13 protein-coding genes are annotated in these 14,246 nt (G+C 74.2%); 7 read left to right on the top strand and 6 right to left on the bottom strand.

Annotated features, from left to right (window positions below):
- The first annotated feature begins 148 nt into the window (after positions 1-148).
- The 4 genes from ACZ6S5_RS00240 (at position 149) to ACZ6S5_RS00255 (ending at position 5,985) form a co-directional block, all read left to right on the top strand.
- Entirely contained in the window at positions 149-1,681 is a 1,533-nt protein-coding gene (locus ACZ6S5_RS00240) for a C40 family peptidase (RefSeq protein WP_465996142.1), read from the top strand.
- Between the two features lie 112 nt (positions 1,682-1,793).
- On the top strand, positions 1,794-3,236 hold the full coding sequence (locus ACZ6S5_RS00245; RefSeq protein WP_465996144.1) for a hypothetical protein: 1,443 nt from the start codon (positions 1,794-1,796) through the stop codon (positions 3,234-3,236).
- 184 nt (positions 3,237-3,420) lie between these two features.
- Positions 3,421-5,256, top strand: coding sequence for a DEAD/DEAH box helicase (locus ACZ6S5_RS00250; protein ID WP_465996145.1), 1,836 nt, complete (start codon positions 3,421-3,423; stop codon positions 5,254-5,256).
- A gap of 108 nt (positions 5,257-5,364) precedes the next feature.
- Positions 5,365-5,985, top strand: a complete 621-nt coding sequence (locus tag ACZ6S5_RS00255) for a putative glycolipid-binding domain-containing protein (protein ID WP_465996514.1) — start codon at positions 5,365-5,367, stop codon at positions 5,983-5,985.
- 3 nt (positions 5,986-5,988) lie between these two features.
- Here ACZ6S5_RS00255 and cds1 read toward each other — a convergent pair whose 3' ends face one another.
- The 3 genes from cds1 to ACZ6S5_RS00270 form a co-directional block, all read right to left on the bottom strand.
- Positions 5,989-7,080, bottom strand: coding sequence for an L-cysteine desulfhydrase Cds1 (gene cds1 / locus ACZ6S5_RS00260; RefSeq protein WP_465996148.1), 1,092 nt, complete (start codon positions 7,078-7,080; stop codon positions 5,989-5,991).
- 22 nt (positions 7,081-7,102) lie between these two features.
- Positions 7,103-7,933: an SDR family NAD(P)-dependent oxidoreductase gene (locus ACZ6S5_RS00265; RefSeq protein ID WP_465996150.1), complete on the bottom strand. Its 831-nt coding sequence runs from the start codon at positions 7,931-7,933 to the stop codon at positions 7,103-7,105.
- 102 nt (positions 7,934-8,035) lie between these two features.
- Complete coding sequence (locus ACZ6S5_RS00270; RefSeq protein ID WP_465996152.1) at positions 8,036-8,494, bottom strand: Lrp/AsnC family transcriptional regulator; 459 nt, start codon at positions 8,492-8,494, stop codon at positions 8,036-8,038.
- 268 nt (positions 8,495-8,762) lie between these two features.
- Here ACZ6S5_RS00270 and ACZ6S5_RS00275 point away from each other — a divergent pair, with 268 nt between their 5' ends.
- On the top strand, positions 8,763-9,029 hold the full coding sequence (locus tag ACZ6S5_RS00275; protein WP_013473529.1) for a BldC family transcriptional regulator: 267 nt from the start codon (positions 8,763-8,765) through the stop codon (positions 9,027-9,029).
- Between the two features lie 30 nt (positions 9,030-9,059).
- On the opposite strand, the gene ACZ6S5_RS00280 is transcribed toward ACZ6S5_RS00275, so the two are convergent.
- Positions 9,060-9,704, bottom strand: coding sequence for a UbiX family flavin prenyltransferase (locus tag ACZ6S5_RS00280; RefSeq protein ID WP_465996154.1), 645 nt, complete (start codon positions 9,702-9,704; stop codon positions 9,060-9,062).
- Between the two features lie 168 nt (positions 9,705-9,872).
- Here ACZ6S5_RS00280 and ACZ6S5_RS00285 point away from each other — a divergent pair, with 168 nt between their 5' ends.
- Entirely contained in the window at positions 9,873-10,838 is a 966-nt protein-coding gene (locus tag ACZ6S5_RS00285; RefSeq protein WP_465996156.1) for a terpene synthase family protein, read from the top strand.
- Between the two features lie 39 nt (positions 10,839-10,877).
- On the opposite strand, the gene mqnP is transcribed toward ACZ6S5_RS00285, so the two are convergent.
- On the bottom strand, positions 10,878-11,789 hold the full coding sequence (mqnP, locus tag ACZ6S5_RS00290; protein WP_465996158.1) for a menaquinone biosynthesis prenyltransferase MqnP: 912 nt from the start codon (positions 11,787-11,789) through the stop codon (positions 10,878-10,880).
- A complete protein-coding gene (locus ACZ6S5_RS00295) occupies positions 11,789-13,249 on the bottom strand; it encodes a menaquinone biosynthesis decarboxylase (protein WP_465996160.1) in 1,461 nt (486 codons plus the stop codon). The genes mqnP and ACZ6S5_RS00295 overlap by 1 nt, the downstream gene beginning before the upstream one ends.
- A 124-nt stretch (positions 13,250-13,373) precedes the next feature.
- On the opposite strand from ACZ6S5_RS00295, the gene ACZ6S5_RS00300 reads away from it, so the two are divergent.
- A complete protein-coding gene (locus ACZ6S5_RS00300; RefSeq protein ID WP_465996162.1) occupies positions 13,374-14,246 on the top strand; it encodes an alpha/beta fold hydrolase in 873 nt (290 codons plus the stop codon).

Consider the following 14,246-nt stretch of genomic DNA (forward strand, 5'->3'; position numbering starts at 1 on the left):
ACCGGACGACCGGTCGCCCGTCACGCTCCGCACATCGACATCCCTGCGTCGGTGAGGTAAGACAGGATGGGGCGGAACTCACACTGGTACCGTCCCGGTTCACCGCGCACACCGAGCGCGGAAGGCACCAGACCGGACGGGGAGCGGAATGGTCGACAGCAGGCGAGGCCGACGGCAGCGACGCGGAGGCCCGGTGATCTCCCCGGTGCTGCGCCCGAAGCTCTGGTCCGCGCTGCTCGGCGTCGTGGCCGCCGCCGCGATCGCCACCCCGTCCTGGGCCGACCCGCTGCCCGACGCCGTGCCCGACAGCGGGCTCCGGCCGCCCCAGATCAGCCTGCAGATCCCCGGCCTGCCCGGGCAGACCACGGGCGGGCTCGGCGCCACCCCCGGCGCCACCAACCCGGCCGACGGCCCGCTGATCGCCCAGATCAACCAGGCCGACACGCTGGTCGCCCAGCTCGGCGAGTCGCTGCAGGGGCTGCAGGGCGAGCGCGATGCCGCGCAGGCCCAGCTCACCCTCGACGCCGCCGCCCTCCAGCAGGCCCGGGACGCGCTCGCCCAGGCCCAGGAGAAGGCGAGGAACACCGCCGCCGACGCGGTCAAGGCCGACGCCGCGCTCCCGCCCGGGCAGTTCGGCTCCGACCTGCGCCAGCTCGACGCCCTCCAGCGGATCACCCGGGGTGACAAGGCGCAGGGGGCGACCACCGCCGTCGACGGCGAGGTCGCCCGGGCCACCGCCGCGGAGCAGATGGCCCGGGAGGCGTACACCGCGACCGAGCGGCGCGTGGCCGAGAAGGTCGCCGAGTACGCGAGGGTCGAGTCTGACCTGCACAAGCAGGAAGCCGCGCTGCTCAAGCTGCGCAAGGACAACGCCGCGCAGCTGCTCGAGATCGAGCGTCGCGCGGAGGCCGCCGAGCAGCAGCTCGGCAGCTCGTACGTGGCCAACCAGAGCGTCAGTGGGCTGGTCGCGCACCCGATGGCGCTGGCCGCCGTGCGCTACGCCCTCGCCCAGCTCGGTGACCCGTACCTCTGGGCGGCCGAGGGGCCGGACCGCTTCGACTGCTCCGGCCTGATGCTGGCGTCCTACCTCTCGGCCGGCTACCACGGGCTGCCCCGGGTCTCCCGCGACCAGTACTACGCTACCCGTTCCCGGACCGTCGACCCGAACGCGCTCCTCCCCGGCGACCTGCTCTTCTTCGCCTCCGGCAACAGCTGGACGAGCATCCACCACGTCGCCATGTACATCGGCAACGGCAAGATGGTCGAGGCCCCGCGGACCGGGGACGTCGTCAAGATCTCGGGGGTCCGGTGGAGCCGGCTCTTCGCCGCCACCCGGGTGGTCGGCGCGGTGCCCGCCCCGACCACGCCCGCCCCGACCACGCCCGCCCCGACGCCGAGCCCGTCGAAGACGCCGAAGCCGATCCCCACGCCCACGGCCAAGCCGACGAACACGCCGTCGCCGAAGCCGACCACGGGCAGCCCGAGCCCGTCGACCTCGCCGAGCACGTCGCCGTCGCCCAGCCCGTCCGAGTCGCCGGCCCCGTCGCCGACCGACGCGACGAGCAGCGACCCGAGCCCGACGAACACCTCCGCCGCGCCGACCGACAGCTCCGCCGCCTCCGACCCGTCGACCAGCAGCACGACGGAGAGCGCCTCATCCACGCCGAGCAGCGGTAGCTGACCCAACCGTCCACTCCGACTGTGCTGCCGGGCCGGAATGTGGCACGGTGAGATCCAGGCACTTCCGGCCGACGCCACGGTCCGGGGGCGAGCGTGGCCGTGAAGGGGCGAGCATGGGCGAGCGAGAGCTTCCGGCGCAGACGGTCCACCCGGGATCCGCGCCCGACCCCACCGACCGGCCGACCGACCCGGGTGCCGACGAGCGCGGGCAGGAGGCCGCCGCGGTGGCCCGGGCCCGGGTGAGCGTCGCCGGCGCCGCCGTACCGCCCCCGACTGAGGACCGGCCCGCCGCGCCGGCCACCGCCACCACGTACCGGTCGGGCGCCCCGGCGGAGCCCGCGGCGCCGCTGGAGCGGCGTCAGCCCGGCACCCCGGCCGCGCCCTCGACGTGGTCCGCCTTCGCCGCCGGCGAGCGCCCCGCCGCGCCGGCATCCCCGGCCGACCCGGTCGGCACCGGGCCCACGGGAGGCGATGGTGCGGCAGTGTCCGGGGCCGACGCAATCCCCCCGGCCCCCGTCGTGGCCGCCACCGCCCCAGCCGCCGGCGAACGTCCGGCACCGACGCCGCCCAGCCCGCGGACCCCGGTCGGGCAGGCCCGGGCCAGCGCCGCCGTGCCAGGGCTGAGCCGGGTGTCGGCGGGCGAGGTCGCCGCCGCGCGGGTGGCCACGCCCGGTGCCGCGAAGGTCTACCGGTCCGGCCCGGTGAACCCGGAGCCGCCCGAGCCGGCGCAGCCGCCGGAGCCGGCGCAGCCCCCGACCCCGCCCGGCCCGGAGCCCGAGCCGGCGCCGACGCCCGTACCGGGTCCGACCCCGCCGTCGCCGTCGCCCCCGGTGCCGGCGCCGGCGCCGGAACCGCCGTTCCGACCGACGCCGCCGGTTCCCGCCCCGCCGCCCGGTCCGGTTCCGCCGGTCCCCGCGCCGCCGCCCGGGCCGACCCCGCCGGGGCCGGTCCCGCCGATGCCCGGGCCACCGGTGCCGCCGCCCGCCCCGCCGGTGCCGCCGCCTCCTCCGCCGCCCGGGCCGATGCCAGCCCCACCGTTCCCGCCTCCGCCCGCCATGGCCAGCCCGGCGGGCGGGCCGGTTTCCGCGCCTCCGGCCGGGCTGTCGTTCCCCGGTCCCGCCGTGCCGGCGGCCAGGGCGAGCGCGCCCGTCTCCGCCCCGCCCGTGGTGCCGGCGCCCGCGCTGCCGAGCTGGCCACCGTCGACCAACCCCAGCGCCGGCGGCAGCCCGTACCCGGCGGGCGCCGCGCCGGTCGCCCGGCCGACGTACCAGGGCGGCCCGGATCTGGCCGGCACGGCGTACGGCGGCACGGACGGGCCGGGCTTCGCGACGGTCTCGCTCCCGCACAGCAACCCGGTGGAGAACTCCGGCTCGCTGACCGGGCACATCCTCGCCCAAGGCTGGGCGGAGGACGCCCCGTCGACCCGGTCCAGCACCACCCGCGTGGTGATCGTGCTGGCCGCCGCGCTCGGCCTGCTGATCGCGATCAGCCTGGTGGTCGTGTTCCTCGCGAACGACGCGATGAGCGGCATCACGGGCAACATGCTCGACAAGTGACGGGGTGAGCCCGCCCACTACGGGATCGCGGCGCGTGGCGACGTCACCGCGCCGCCGTACACTTGTGGAGATCACTGACCCGGCGCGCCGATCGCGCGCCCATGGGCGATCTTGCGGGCGAATCGGCGGCGTACGGCGCCGCGGCGGGCCATCGCGAAGATGCGCCCCGCTCGAAAGGCATTTCTTGACCACCTACGCTGCCCCCGGCACGTCCCCGTCCGCTGACCAGATCGCCACGCCGGAGCTCCCGGCCACCGACGCCCCCGGCTTCGCCGCGCTGGGCCTGCCCCGACAGCTCGTCGACGCGCTGGCCCGACAGGGCATCACCACCCCGTTCGAGATCCAGCGGGCCACCCTGCCCGACGCCATCGCCGGCCGGGACGTGCTCGGCCGCGGCCAGACCGGTTCCGGCAAGACGCTGGCCTTCGGCCTGCCGGTGATCGCCCGGCTCGCCGACCGCAACCGGGCCCGGCCGCTGCACCCGCGCGCCCTGGTCCTGGTGCCCACCCGCGAGCTGGCCATGCAGGTCAACGACGCGCTGATGCCGCTCGGCAAGGCCGTCGGCATCTTCCTCAAGACCGCCGTCGGCGGCGTTCCGTACGACCGGCAGATCGACGCGCTGCGCCGGGGTGTGGAGATCGTCGTGGCCACCCCGGGGCGGCTCGGCGACCTGATCGCGCGCGGCGTCTGCAAGCTGGACGACGTCGAGATCACCGTGCTCGACGAGGCCGACCAGATGGCCGACATGGGCTTCCTGCCCGAGGTCACCGAGCTGCTCGCCAAGACCCCGACGGACGCCCAGCGGCTGCTCTTCTCGGCCACCCTGGACAACGACGTGGACACCCTGGTCAAGCGGTTCATGACCGACCCGGTGACGCACTCCACCGCGCCGCCGACCGCGGCCGTGTCCACCATGGATCACCACCTGCTGCTGATCCCGCCGCACGACAAGTTCGCCGTGGCCGCGTCGATCGCGGCCCGGGACGGTCGCACCATGCTCTTCGCCCGTACCCAGCTCGGCGTGGACCGGCTGGTCGAGCAGCTCGCCGCGGTGGGCGTACGCGCCGGCGGCCTGCACGGCGGCAAGACCCAGCGGATGCGTACCCGGACCCTGGCCGAGTTCCGCGAGGGTCGGACGAACGTGCTGGTTGCCACCGACGTGGCGGCCCGCGGCATCCACGTCGACGGGGTGTCGCTGGTGCTGCACATCGACCCGCCCAAGGACCCGAAGGACTACCTGCACCGGGCCGGGCGCACCGCCCGGGCCGGTGAGTCGGGCGCGGTGGCGACCCTGGTGCTGCCGAAGCAGCGCCGGACCACGCTGGCCATGTTGGAGAAGGCGGGCGTCGAGCCGGCCGAGACCCGGGTCCGCGCGGGCGACCCGGCGCTGGCCGAGCTGACCGGCGCCCGCGAGCCGAGCGGGGTGCCGGTCCGCGACGAGCCCGAGCCGCGCCGCGAGCGCCGCCCCGATCCGCGCCGCTCCGGCGACCGGGAGGCGCGCCGCTACGGCGACCGCGGCGAGCGGCGGTTCGGCGACCGTGAGGACCGGGGCTACGGCCGTCCTGGCGGCGAGCGCCGCTTCGCGGACCGGGGTCCGGTCGAGCGGGAGCGGGGCGAGCGCCGCTTCGGCGACCGGGACGACCGCCGGTTCGCCGACCGCCGGGGTGTCGGCGAGCGCGACGCCCACGGGGACCGACGCTTCGCCGACCGGCCGACCGGCGGGCGCGGCTACGACGACCGGCCGACCGGCGGGCGCGGGTACGACGACCGGCAGACCGGCGGGCGGGGCTTCGACGACCGGGGCGGGCGGGGTTTCGCCGAGCGGAGTGAGCGCGGCTCGTTCGACCGGGAGCGCGGCGAGCGCCACTTCGGCGACCGGGACGGCCGGGGTGACCGGCGGTTCGGCGAGCGGGGCGGGGACTTCCGGACCCCGGAGCGCCGGGGCGGCTTCCGCCAGGAGGGACGCGGCCGGGACGACCGGCGGGGCTTCGGCGGGCGTCCGCCGGCGCGCACCCACTGAGCTGACGGGAACGACGGGAGGCCGTCGTCGGGCAACCGCCCGGCGGCGGCCTTTCCGCATCCCGTGCCGGTGCCCGCCCGGTGGCGTAACGTCCGATTCATGCCGACCATGCCGAAGTCCCTCTTCTGGACCAGGACCGACACCGCCGGCTCCGAGCACGTCGTCCTCGACGACCGTCAGGGCCTCGCCGCGCAGGGCGTGGCGCTGGCCGTCGACCCGATTCCGTACACCTGCCGCTACCGGTTGACGGCCGGCGCGGACTGGTCGGTCAGCCGGCTGGAGGTCGAGGTCGAGGGGGCGGGCTGGGCCCGCAGCGTTCGCCTGGAGCGGGGCGGGGACGGCTGGCAGGTGCGTACCGGCGAGGAGGGCAACCTGGACGCGGCGCTGGAGGCGGCCGGGCACCCGGCAGCCGGGCTGCCCGGCACGGAGGAGCCGGACCAGCTGACCGACGCGCTCGACGTCGACCTGGGCGGGTCGCCGCTGTTCAACACCCTTCCGGTCCGTCGGCTCGGGTTGGGCCGGGCCCCGGCGGACCTGGCCCGACAGGTCACCGTGGCCTGGGTGCTGGTGCCCAGCCTCCTGGTGGTACCGGCCGACCAGGTCTACACCTCGCTCGGGCCGGGCCGGATCCGCTTCGCCAGCGGCACCTTCACCGCCGACCTGGACGTGGACCCGGACGGCTACGTTGTCCGCTATCCCGGCCTGGCCGAGCGGATCGGCGCGCGCTGACCGTCAGGCCGGCCAGGCGCCGGTGGTGAGAAAACGGTCGATGGTGGCCAGGTGCGGGGCGAGGTCCAGGCCCTGCCGGGCCACCCACTCGTCGGCGTAGTACGTGTGGGCGTAGCGGTCGCCGGGGTCGCAGATCAGGGTGACCACCGAGCCGGTCCGGCCGGCGGCGAGCAGCTCGGCGATCAGCCCGAAGGCACCCCACAGGTTGGTGCCGGTGGAGCCGCCCACCCGCCGGCCGAGGACCTTCGACCCGGCGCGCATCGCGGCCAGCGAGGCGGCGTCCGGCACCTGGACCATCCGGTCCACCACCGAGGGCAGGAAGGACGCCTCGACGCAGGGCCGGCCGATCCCCTCGATCCGGGAGCCGCGGTCGGTGCGGACCGACCAGTCGCCGGCCTGCCAGGCCGGGTAGAAGGCGGAGTTCTCCGGGTCGACCACGCAGAGCTTGGTGGGCAACCGCCGGTAGCGGGCGTACCGGCCGATGGTGGCGCTGGTGCCGCCGGTGCCTGCGCCCACCACGATCCACGCCGGCACGGGGTGCCGCTCCAGCGCGAGCTGGGCGTAGATCGCCTCGGCGATGTTGTTGTTGCCCCGCCAGTCGGTGGCCCGCTCGGCGTAGGTGAACTGGTCCATGAAGTGCCCGCCGGTGTCCTCGGCGAGCCAACGCGCCTCGATCACCACCTTCGCCGGGTCCTCGACGAGGTGGCAGCGCCCGCCCTGGAACTCGATCTGGGCGATCTTCTCGGGCGAGGTGGAGGCGGGCATGACCGCGATGAACGGCAGCCCCAGCATCCGGGCGAAGTAGGCCTCGGAGACCGCCGTCGACCCGGAGGACGCCTCGACGATCGTGGTCGCCGGGCCGATCCAGCCGTTGCAGAGCCCGTACAGGAAGAGCGAGCGGGCGAGCCGGTGCTTGAGCGAACCGGTGGGGTGCACCGACTCGTCCTTGAGGTAGAGGTCGATGCCCCACTCCCGGGGCAGCGGGAAGGGCAGGAGGTGGGTGTCGGCGGAGCGGTTGGCGTCCGCCTCGACCGTGGCGATCGCCTCGGTCACCCAGGTCCGGTTGGCCTCGTCACACCGGTCGAGATGAGTCACCCCGGCAACGTTACAAGCGAGTTCAGCTCGCGTCCGGGCGGGTCCGGCGCTGTTGCCGGCGCTGGCCGGCCCGGCCCGCCGCCCGGACCACCGGGACGAGCGCCAGAGCCAGCCGCGGGAAGGCGTCGAGGAGCCGGACCTGGGCGCCGCGCCAGCGCGGCAGGCTGACCACCGGCTGTGGCCGGCGGGCCAGCCGCACCGCCCGCGCGGCCACCCGCTCCGGCGTCAGCAGCGTCCCGGTGAAGGAGGCCAGGGCCCCGGGGTCGTCCAGCTTGTCGTGCAGCATCGGCGTCCAGATCCCGTCCGGGCACAGACACGACACGTGTACGTCCCGGACGCCGGCCATCCGCAGGTCGGTGAGGGTGCCGAGGCTGAACGCGAGCAGCGCGTGCTTGCTGGCCGCGTAGACGGTCTCGCCCGGGGCGGCGATCAGACCGGCGAGCGACACGATGTTGAGCACGTGCCCGTGCCCCTGGGCGCGCATGACGCCGAGCGCGGCGAGGGTGCCGTTCATCGCCCCGAGCGCGTTCACCTCGACCAGCCGGCGCCGGATCGCCGCGTCGTGCGTCCAGGCGGGGCCGGTGGCCAGGACACCGGCGTTGTTCACCCACAGACCCAGGCCACCGGCAGCGCCGGCCGCCTCCGCCGCCACCTCGACACAGGCCGCCTCGTCGCGTACGTCAAGGGCACGGGACCAGCCGCCGAATGGGACCGCGGCGGCGGCCACCGCCGTGGCGTCCACATCGGTGAGCAGGACCCGCCAGCCGTCGGCGTGCAGCGCGGCGGCGATCGCCCGGCCCAGTCCGCCGGCGGCCCCGGTCACCACGGCCACGCCCTGCGTCGAGATCGTCATCGGCGCACGGTAACCCCGCCGAGCGGGCGGGGACCAGAGACCACTCGTCCGCCTACGAACGTGATGACGTGAACGATTCGGCGGGACGACGGAGCACGACCGTCAGGAGGCGGGTGGTCCGACCGGCTGGGGGCGGTTCTCCCACTTCGTCGAGAGCGCGATGCCGGTCCGGGTGGAGGCCACCCCCGGCGTCCGGTTCAGCCGGACGATCAGCTGCTCCAACTCGGCGATGGTGCCGACCCGCGCCTTGAGCAGGAAGGACTCGACCCCGGCCATGAAATAGCAGGACTCGATCTCCGGCATCTGCCGGAACGCCTCCAGCACGTCGTCGGTGTCGGCGGTGGAGTCCTCCACGATGCCGATCAGCGCGGTGACCGCGAGCCCGATCGCCTCCGGCTCGACCTCGGCCCGGTACGCCCGGATGACCCCGCCGGTCTCGAGCTTGCCGACCCGCTCGTGCACGGCCGGGGCGGAGAGGCCCACCTGGCGGGCCAACTCGGCGTACGACAGGCGGGCATTGCCGCGCAGCAGCTCCAGCAGGCTCAGGTCGATCGCGTCCACGGAGAGTGACCTTATCCGTTCCGCCGTAACGTGAGACGGTCGGCACCAGTTGAACATGACGTCGCGTTGCCGTTCACAAACGGATCGTCATGGGGGCTCTGCACCGGTACCATTTACTAACTTCTCATCGTGTGCGTTTTTCGCGTTTGGCGGACAGGCCTGGCCGCCGGTGCTGTAATTGCCATACGTCCCTCATGACGGCTCTGGGCTCGCACCGGCCGGGGGCAGTGTGTTCAGCCGGGGGCTTCGTCGACGCGAGGAGGGGGCTGTGGACACTGGAGATCGCCTGCTGACACCGGGAGAGGTCGCTGCGCTGTTTCGGGTTGACCCGAAGACCGTGACCAGATGGGCAGCGGCCGGCCGGATAGGCAGCATCCGGACTCCAGGCGGGCATCGCCGGTTTCGGGAATCCGAGGTGCGGGCCCTGCTTGAAGGGGAGGGAATGCTGGACGAGGCGGAGGACATGGGCAAGGCACGCAACATGGGCCCGACCGCCTCGACCGGACCCGGTCCGGCGAACGCCGGCATGTACTGAGTCGGCACCGATCGGGGCGCGGGCCGGGCGTCAGCTCCGGTCCGCGTCCTGTCGAGCCGCCGCCAGCTCACCTGACCAGCGCCGGAACAGGGTGTGCGGCACACCGAGCGCGTCCAGCACCTTGCCGGCCACGAAATCGACCAACTGCTGGGCGGAAGCCGCCGCCCCCGCGCCGTAGAAGCCGGGGCTGGCCGGCAGCACCACGGCCCCCGCGTCGTGCAGTGCGATGAGGTGCTCCAGGTGACTGCGGGTCACCGGGGTCTCCCGGGGCACCACCACCACCGGCCGCCGCTCCTTGAGGTTCACCTCGGCGGCGCGCTGCAACAGGTCCTTGGAGAGTCCGATCGCGATGCCGGCGCAGGCCGCCGTGCTGGCCGGGACGACCGCCATTCCGCGTACCCGGTAGGAGCCGCTGCTGGGGCCGGCGGCGAGGTCACCGGCGGGCCAGTGCCGCAGGTCGGCGTCGGCGAGGTCGCGCCCCAGCCAGGCCGCCAGATCCTCCGCCCAGTGTCCGTCCCGGAACGGGCGGCCGGTCTCGTCGAGGATGGTCAACCGGGCGGCCCGGGAGACGATCAGGTCCACCGCCGCACCGGCGTCGAGCAGGCCGCGGACGACCGCTGCCGCGTACGGCGTGCCGGACGCCCCGGAGACGCCGACCACCCATGGTTCGCGCATACCGTCAAGCCTGCCTGGTCGGCTCGGAGAGCGGGCGGGGACCCCCGGGGGAAAGCGTCCCGGACGTCCTGGTTGTCCCACGACACCCGGCGTTGTCCGCCCGGGCGGCGCTCGTCCGGGCGACCTGCCATGCTTCCGTGGGATTCACGTCCATGGAAGGGACGGGGGATGACGGAGGCGGTGCTCCGGTCGCTGCGGTCCGACTGCCCGATCGCGCCCCGGCTCTCCCCGCACGCCGACCGGGTGCAGGACTGGCTGGTCGACCAGCTCGACCGGCTCGACCTGCCGCCGGCCCCCACCGCCCGGCAGCGGGTGGCCCGGGCCGGCTTCGCCCGCTACGCCGGCCGGCTCTACCCGGACGCCACCGAATCCGACCTGCGGGCACTGGCCGCGCTGTTCACCTGGTTCTTCCTGGTCGACGACGCCTGCGACGGGCCGGGCCGGCCGGATCCGGCGCCGATCCGGGCGCTGCGGGACGGCGCGCTCGCCCTGCTCCGGGACGGTCCCCGGGCGTGGCACCCCGGCTTCTCCGGCCCGCTGCGGCGGCTGCTGGTGCGGGGCTGGCGGGAGCCCCGGCGCCGGATGCCGGCCCGCTGGCGGTTGCGCTTCGCCGACGCGGTCGCCGACCACCTCGACGGCGTCTGGCGGGAGGCGGTGGCCCGGCGCACCGGCCGCCCGCCCGGCGTCGACGAGTACGTGGAGCTGCGCCGGGCCACCTCGGCGGCGTACGTGGCGTACCCGCTGATCGAGTTCGCGGCCGCCCGTCCGCTGCCCGACGCGGTCTACCACCATCCCGCGCTGCGCCGGCTCGGCCGGCTCGGCAACGACCTGCTCTCCTGGTTCAACGACATTGCCTCGCTGGACCGGGACCGGACCGCCGCCGGTGGCCACAACCTGGTGCTGGCCGTGGCCGCCGAGCGGAACGTGCCGGTGGAGACCGCGGTGGAGCTGGTCGCCGCGCGCTGGCGGACCGAGATGGGCCGCTTCACGGCGCTGCGCGCCGCCGTGCCGTCGTTCGGGCCGGCGCTGGACGAGTCGGTCACCGCCTATCTCGACGGGGTGGCCAACGCGATCCGCGGCACCGTCGACTGGACGCTGGAGAGCGACCGCTACCCGGTCGGCGCCGGCGGCTGAGCCGGCGCGGACGGCCCAGCCGCCACGCCGACGTCCGCTTCAGGGACGCAGGCCGAGGCGGACCACCAGGTCGAGCAGGGCGAAGACGAACAGCGCGATGCCGACGAAGCCGTTGGCGGTGAAGAACGCCCGGTTGACCTTGCTGAGGTCGGTCGGGCTGACCACCAGGTGCTGGTAGCCGAAGGCGACCGCGGTGAGCGCCAGCCCGATCCACCAGAGCCAGCCGAAGCCGACCAGCGCCCCGAACCAGACGAACAGCGCGAACGTGATCACGTGCGCCACCGTGGAGGCGTGCAGTGCGAACCGCAGCCCGTACCGGGCGGGCACGCTGTGCACCCCGATCCGCCGGTCCACCTCGACGTCCTGGCAGGCGTAGATCAGGTCGAAGCCGCCGATCCAGAGGCCGACGGCGGCGCCGAGCAGCCAGGCCGGCCAGGAGTCGGCGAGGGTGCCGGTGACCGCCAGCCACGCGCCGACCGGGCCGACCGCCTGGGCGAGCGCCAGGATGGCGTGCGGCCAGTTGGTGAACCGCTTGCCGTACGGGTAGACGACCAGCGGCACCACGGCGAGCGGGGCGAGGGCCAGGCAGAGCGGGTTGAGCAGAGCGGCGGCGGCGAGGAAGACCACCAGCGCGACCGCCGCGCCGGTCCAGGCCGTGCGGACGCTCACCGCCCCGGTGACCAGCTCCCGGTTGGCGGTACGCGGGTTCCGCGCGTCGATCCGCCGGTCGAGGATCCGGTTGGCGGCCATGGCGAAGGTGCGCGCCCCGACCATCGCCACGGTGATGAGCAGCAGATCGAGCCAGCGCACCTGCCCGCCGTTCACCCGCATCGCGGTCAGCGCCGACAGGTACGCGAACGGCAACGCGAAGACGGAGTGCTCGATCGCGACCAGCTTGAGGAAGGACTTGACCCGGCCCGGGCGTTCGACGGGCTCCAGCACGGTCGCCATCAGATTCCGTACTCCTTCCAGCGCTTGTCGACCAGCGAGACCACCTCGGGCGACATGGTCATCTCCTCCGGCCAGCCCCGGGTGTAGCCCTCGGTGGGCAGCTTGCGGGTCGCGTCGATGCCCGCCTTGCCGCCCCAGAACTGCTGGTACGACGAGTGGTCCAGGTGGTCGACCGGCCCCTCGGTGACCAGCAGGTCCCGGGCGTAGTCGACGTTGCCGAAGGCGCGGAACGCGACCTCGTTGTAGTCGTGCACGTCGCAGTCCTCGTCGACGATCACGATGAGCTTGGTCAGCGACATCAGGTGGGCGCCCCAGATCGCGTTCATCACCTTCTGCGCGTGCTTCGGGTAGCGCTTGCGGATGGAGACGATCGCGCAGTTGTGGAAGACCCCGGCGGCCGGCAGGTCGTAGTCGACGATGTCCGGGATCATCAGCTTGAGCAGCGGCAGGAAGATCCGCTCGGTGGCTTTGCCGAGCCCGTGGTCCTCCTGCGGCGGCTTGGACGTGATGATCGAGTGGTAGACCGCGTCGCGTTGCATGGACATCGTCTCGACGTGCAGCACCGGGAACGGCTCGACCGGGGTGTAGAAACCGGTGTGGTCGCCGAACGGGCCCTCGGGCAGCCGCTCGCCGGGCTCCAGGTAGCCCTCCAGCACGATCTGTGCGTGCGCCGGGACCTGCAACGGCACGGTCAGGCAGTCGACCATCTCCACCCGCTCACCGCGCAGGAAGCCGGCGAACAGGTACTCGTCGATGTCGCTGGGCAGCGGCGCGGTCGCCGCGTACGAGACCACCGGGTCGCAGCCGATGGCGATGGCGACCGGCAGGCGCTGGCCGAGCCGTTCGGCGACGGCGTGGTGGGCGGTGGAGTCCTTGTGGATCTGCCAGTGCATGCCCAGCGTGTTGCGGCTGTGCTGCTGGAGCCGGTAGAGCCCGAGGTTGCGCTTGCCGGTCTCCGGGTGCTTGGTGTGGGTCAGCCCGTAGTTGTGGAAGATGCCGCCGTCACCGGGCCAGACCTGGAGGCCGGGCAGCCGGTTGAGGTCGACGTCGTCGCCGGAGTAGACCACCTGCTGGCAGGGGGCGGTCTTCACCTTGCGCGGCGGCACCGACTTGAGCTGCATGACCTTGCCCAGGCCCTCGCGGATGCCGGACCAGCCGACCGGCAGCTCCGGCTTGATCAGCCCGCCGATCCGCTCGCCGATCTCGTCCAGCGATTCGACGCCGAGCGCCATCGCCATCCGCTTCTCGGTGCCGAACAGGTTGATCGCCACCGGCAGCTCGCCCCGGGTCGGCCGCTCGAAGAGCAGCGCCGGGCCGCCGGCCCGGACGGTCCGGGTGACCACCTCGCTGATCTCCAGCGTGGGGTCGACCGGGACGCTCACCCGCCGCAGCTCCCCTGCGCGCTCCAGCGCCGCGAGGAAGTCCTTGAGATCGGTGTACGGGAAGCCACGAGCCGCCATGCCAGCCAGTCTCCCGCACCGCCTGCCGCCCCGCCCACGCCGGGTCCTGTGATGCTGCCGGCCGGACCGGCATGGGCGCCCGCCCGCCGGGTAGTCGAGCCGCCCGGCGAGACGGGAGGCGGCGATGGCCGACGGACGGGTGCCGACGGGTTTCACCGAGCAGCGGACGCGGGTGGGCGACATCACGATGAACGTCGTCCGGGGCGGCAGCGGCCCGCCGCTGGTGCTGCTGCACGGTTACCCGCAGTGCTGGTACATGTGGCGTCACCTGCTGCCGGAGCTGGCCACGTCGTACGAGGTGGTCGCACCCGACCTGCGGGGTTTCGGGGACAGCGACGCCCCACCGGACGGGTACGACAAGAAGACCGTGGCCGCCGACGTGCACCGCCTGCTGACCGGGCTGGGGCTGGCCGACGGCGTGCGCCTGGTGGGACACGACGTCGGCACGATGGTCGCGTACGCGTACGCCGCCGCCCATCCCGACCGGGTCGCGCGGCTGGTGCTCACCGAGGCCCCGATCCCCGACGAGAGCATCTACACGTTCCCGGCGCTGACCGCCGCCGGCCCGGCGGTGTGGAACTTCGGCTTCTTCACCGTCCCGAACGGCCTGCCGGAACAGCTCGTCGCCGGCCGGGAGGCGATCTGGGTCGACCGCTTCAGCGACTCGATCATGGTCAACAAGGGCAGCCTCGGCCCGGACGACATCGAGGAGTACGCCCGGCACCTGCGCGACGAGGCGCACCTGCGGGCCAGCTTCGGATACTTCCGGGCGTTCGGCCAGGACATCGCGGACAACGCGACGTACCGGTCGACCCCGCTGCCCATGCCGGTGCTCGCCGTGGGCGCCCGGGCCAGCCTCGGCCCGCAGGTCGCCGACCAGGTCCGCCGGTACGCCGACACGGTCACCGGCGAGGTGGTCGAGGATTGCGGGCACTGGCTCTTCGAGGAGCGCCCGGACGAACTGCTCGCCCTGCTGCGGCGTTTCCTGTCCGACTGA

Source organism: Micromonospora sp. NPDC051924, from assembly GCF_055586005.1.

What these genes read in the sequence shown, in the direction of transcription:
- ACZ6S5_RS00240 (WP_465996142.1), top strand. Translation starts at nt 149, where the DNA reads ATGGTCGACAGCAGGCGAGGCCGACGGCAGCGACGCGGAGGCCCGGTG.
- ACZ6S5_RS00245 (WP_465996144.1), top strand. Translation starts at nt 1,794, where the DNA reads ATGGGCGAGCGAGAGCTTCCGGCGCAGACGGTCCACCCGGGATCCGCG.
- ACZ6S5_RS00255 (WP_465996514.1), top strand. Translation starts at nt 5,365, where the DNA reads ATGCCGAAGTCCCTCTTCTGGACCAGGACCGACACCGCCGGCTCCGAG.
- ACZ6S5_RS00265 (WP_465996150.1), bottom strand. Translation starts at nt 7,933, where the DNA reads ATGACGATCTCGACGCAGGGCGTGGCCGTGGTGACCGGGGCCGCCGGC.
- ACZ6S5_RS00280 (WP_465996154.1), bottom strand. Translation starts at nt 9,704, where the DNA reads ATGCGCGAACCATGGGTGGTCGGCGTCTCCGGGGCGTCCGGCACGCCG.
- ACZ6S5_RS00285 (WP_465996156.1), top strand. Translation starts at nt 9,873, where the DNA reads ATGACGGAGGCGGTGCTCCGGTCGCTGCGGTCCGACTGCCCGATCGCG.
- mqnP (WP_465996158.1), bottom strand. Translation starts at nt 11,789, where the DNA reads ATGGCGACCGTGCTGGAGCCCGTCGAACGCCCGGGCCGGGTCAAGTCC.
- ACZ6S5_RS00295 (WP_465996160.1), bottom strand. Translation starts at nt 13,249, where the DNA reads ATGGCGGCTCGTGGCTTCCCGTACACCGATCTCAAGGACTTCCTCGCG.
- ACZ6S5_RS00300 (WP_465996162.1), top strand. Translation starts at nt 13,374, where the DNA reads ATGGCCGACGGACGGGTGCCGACGGGTTTCACCGAGCAGCGGACGCGG.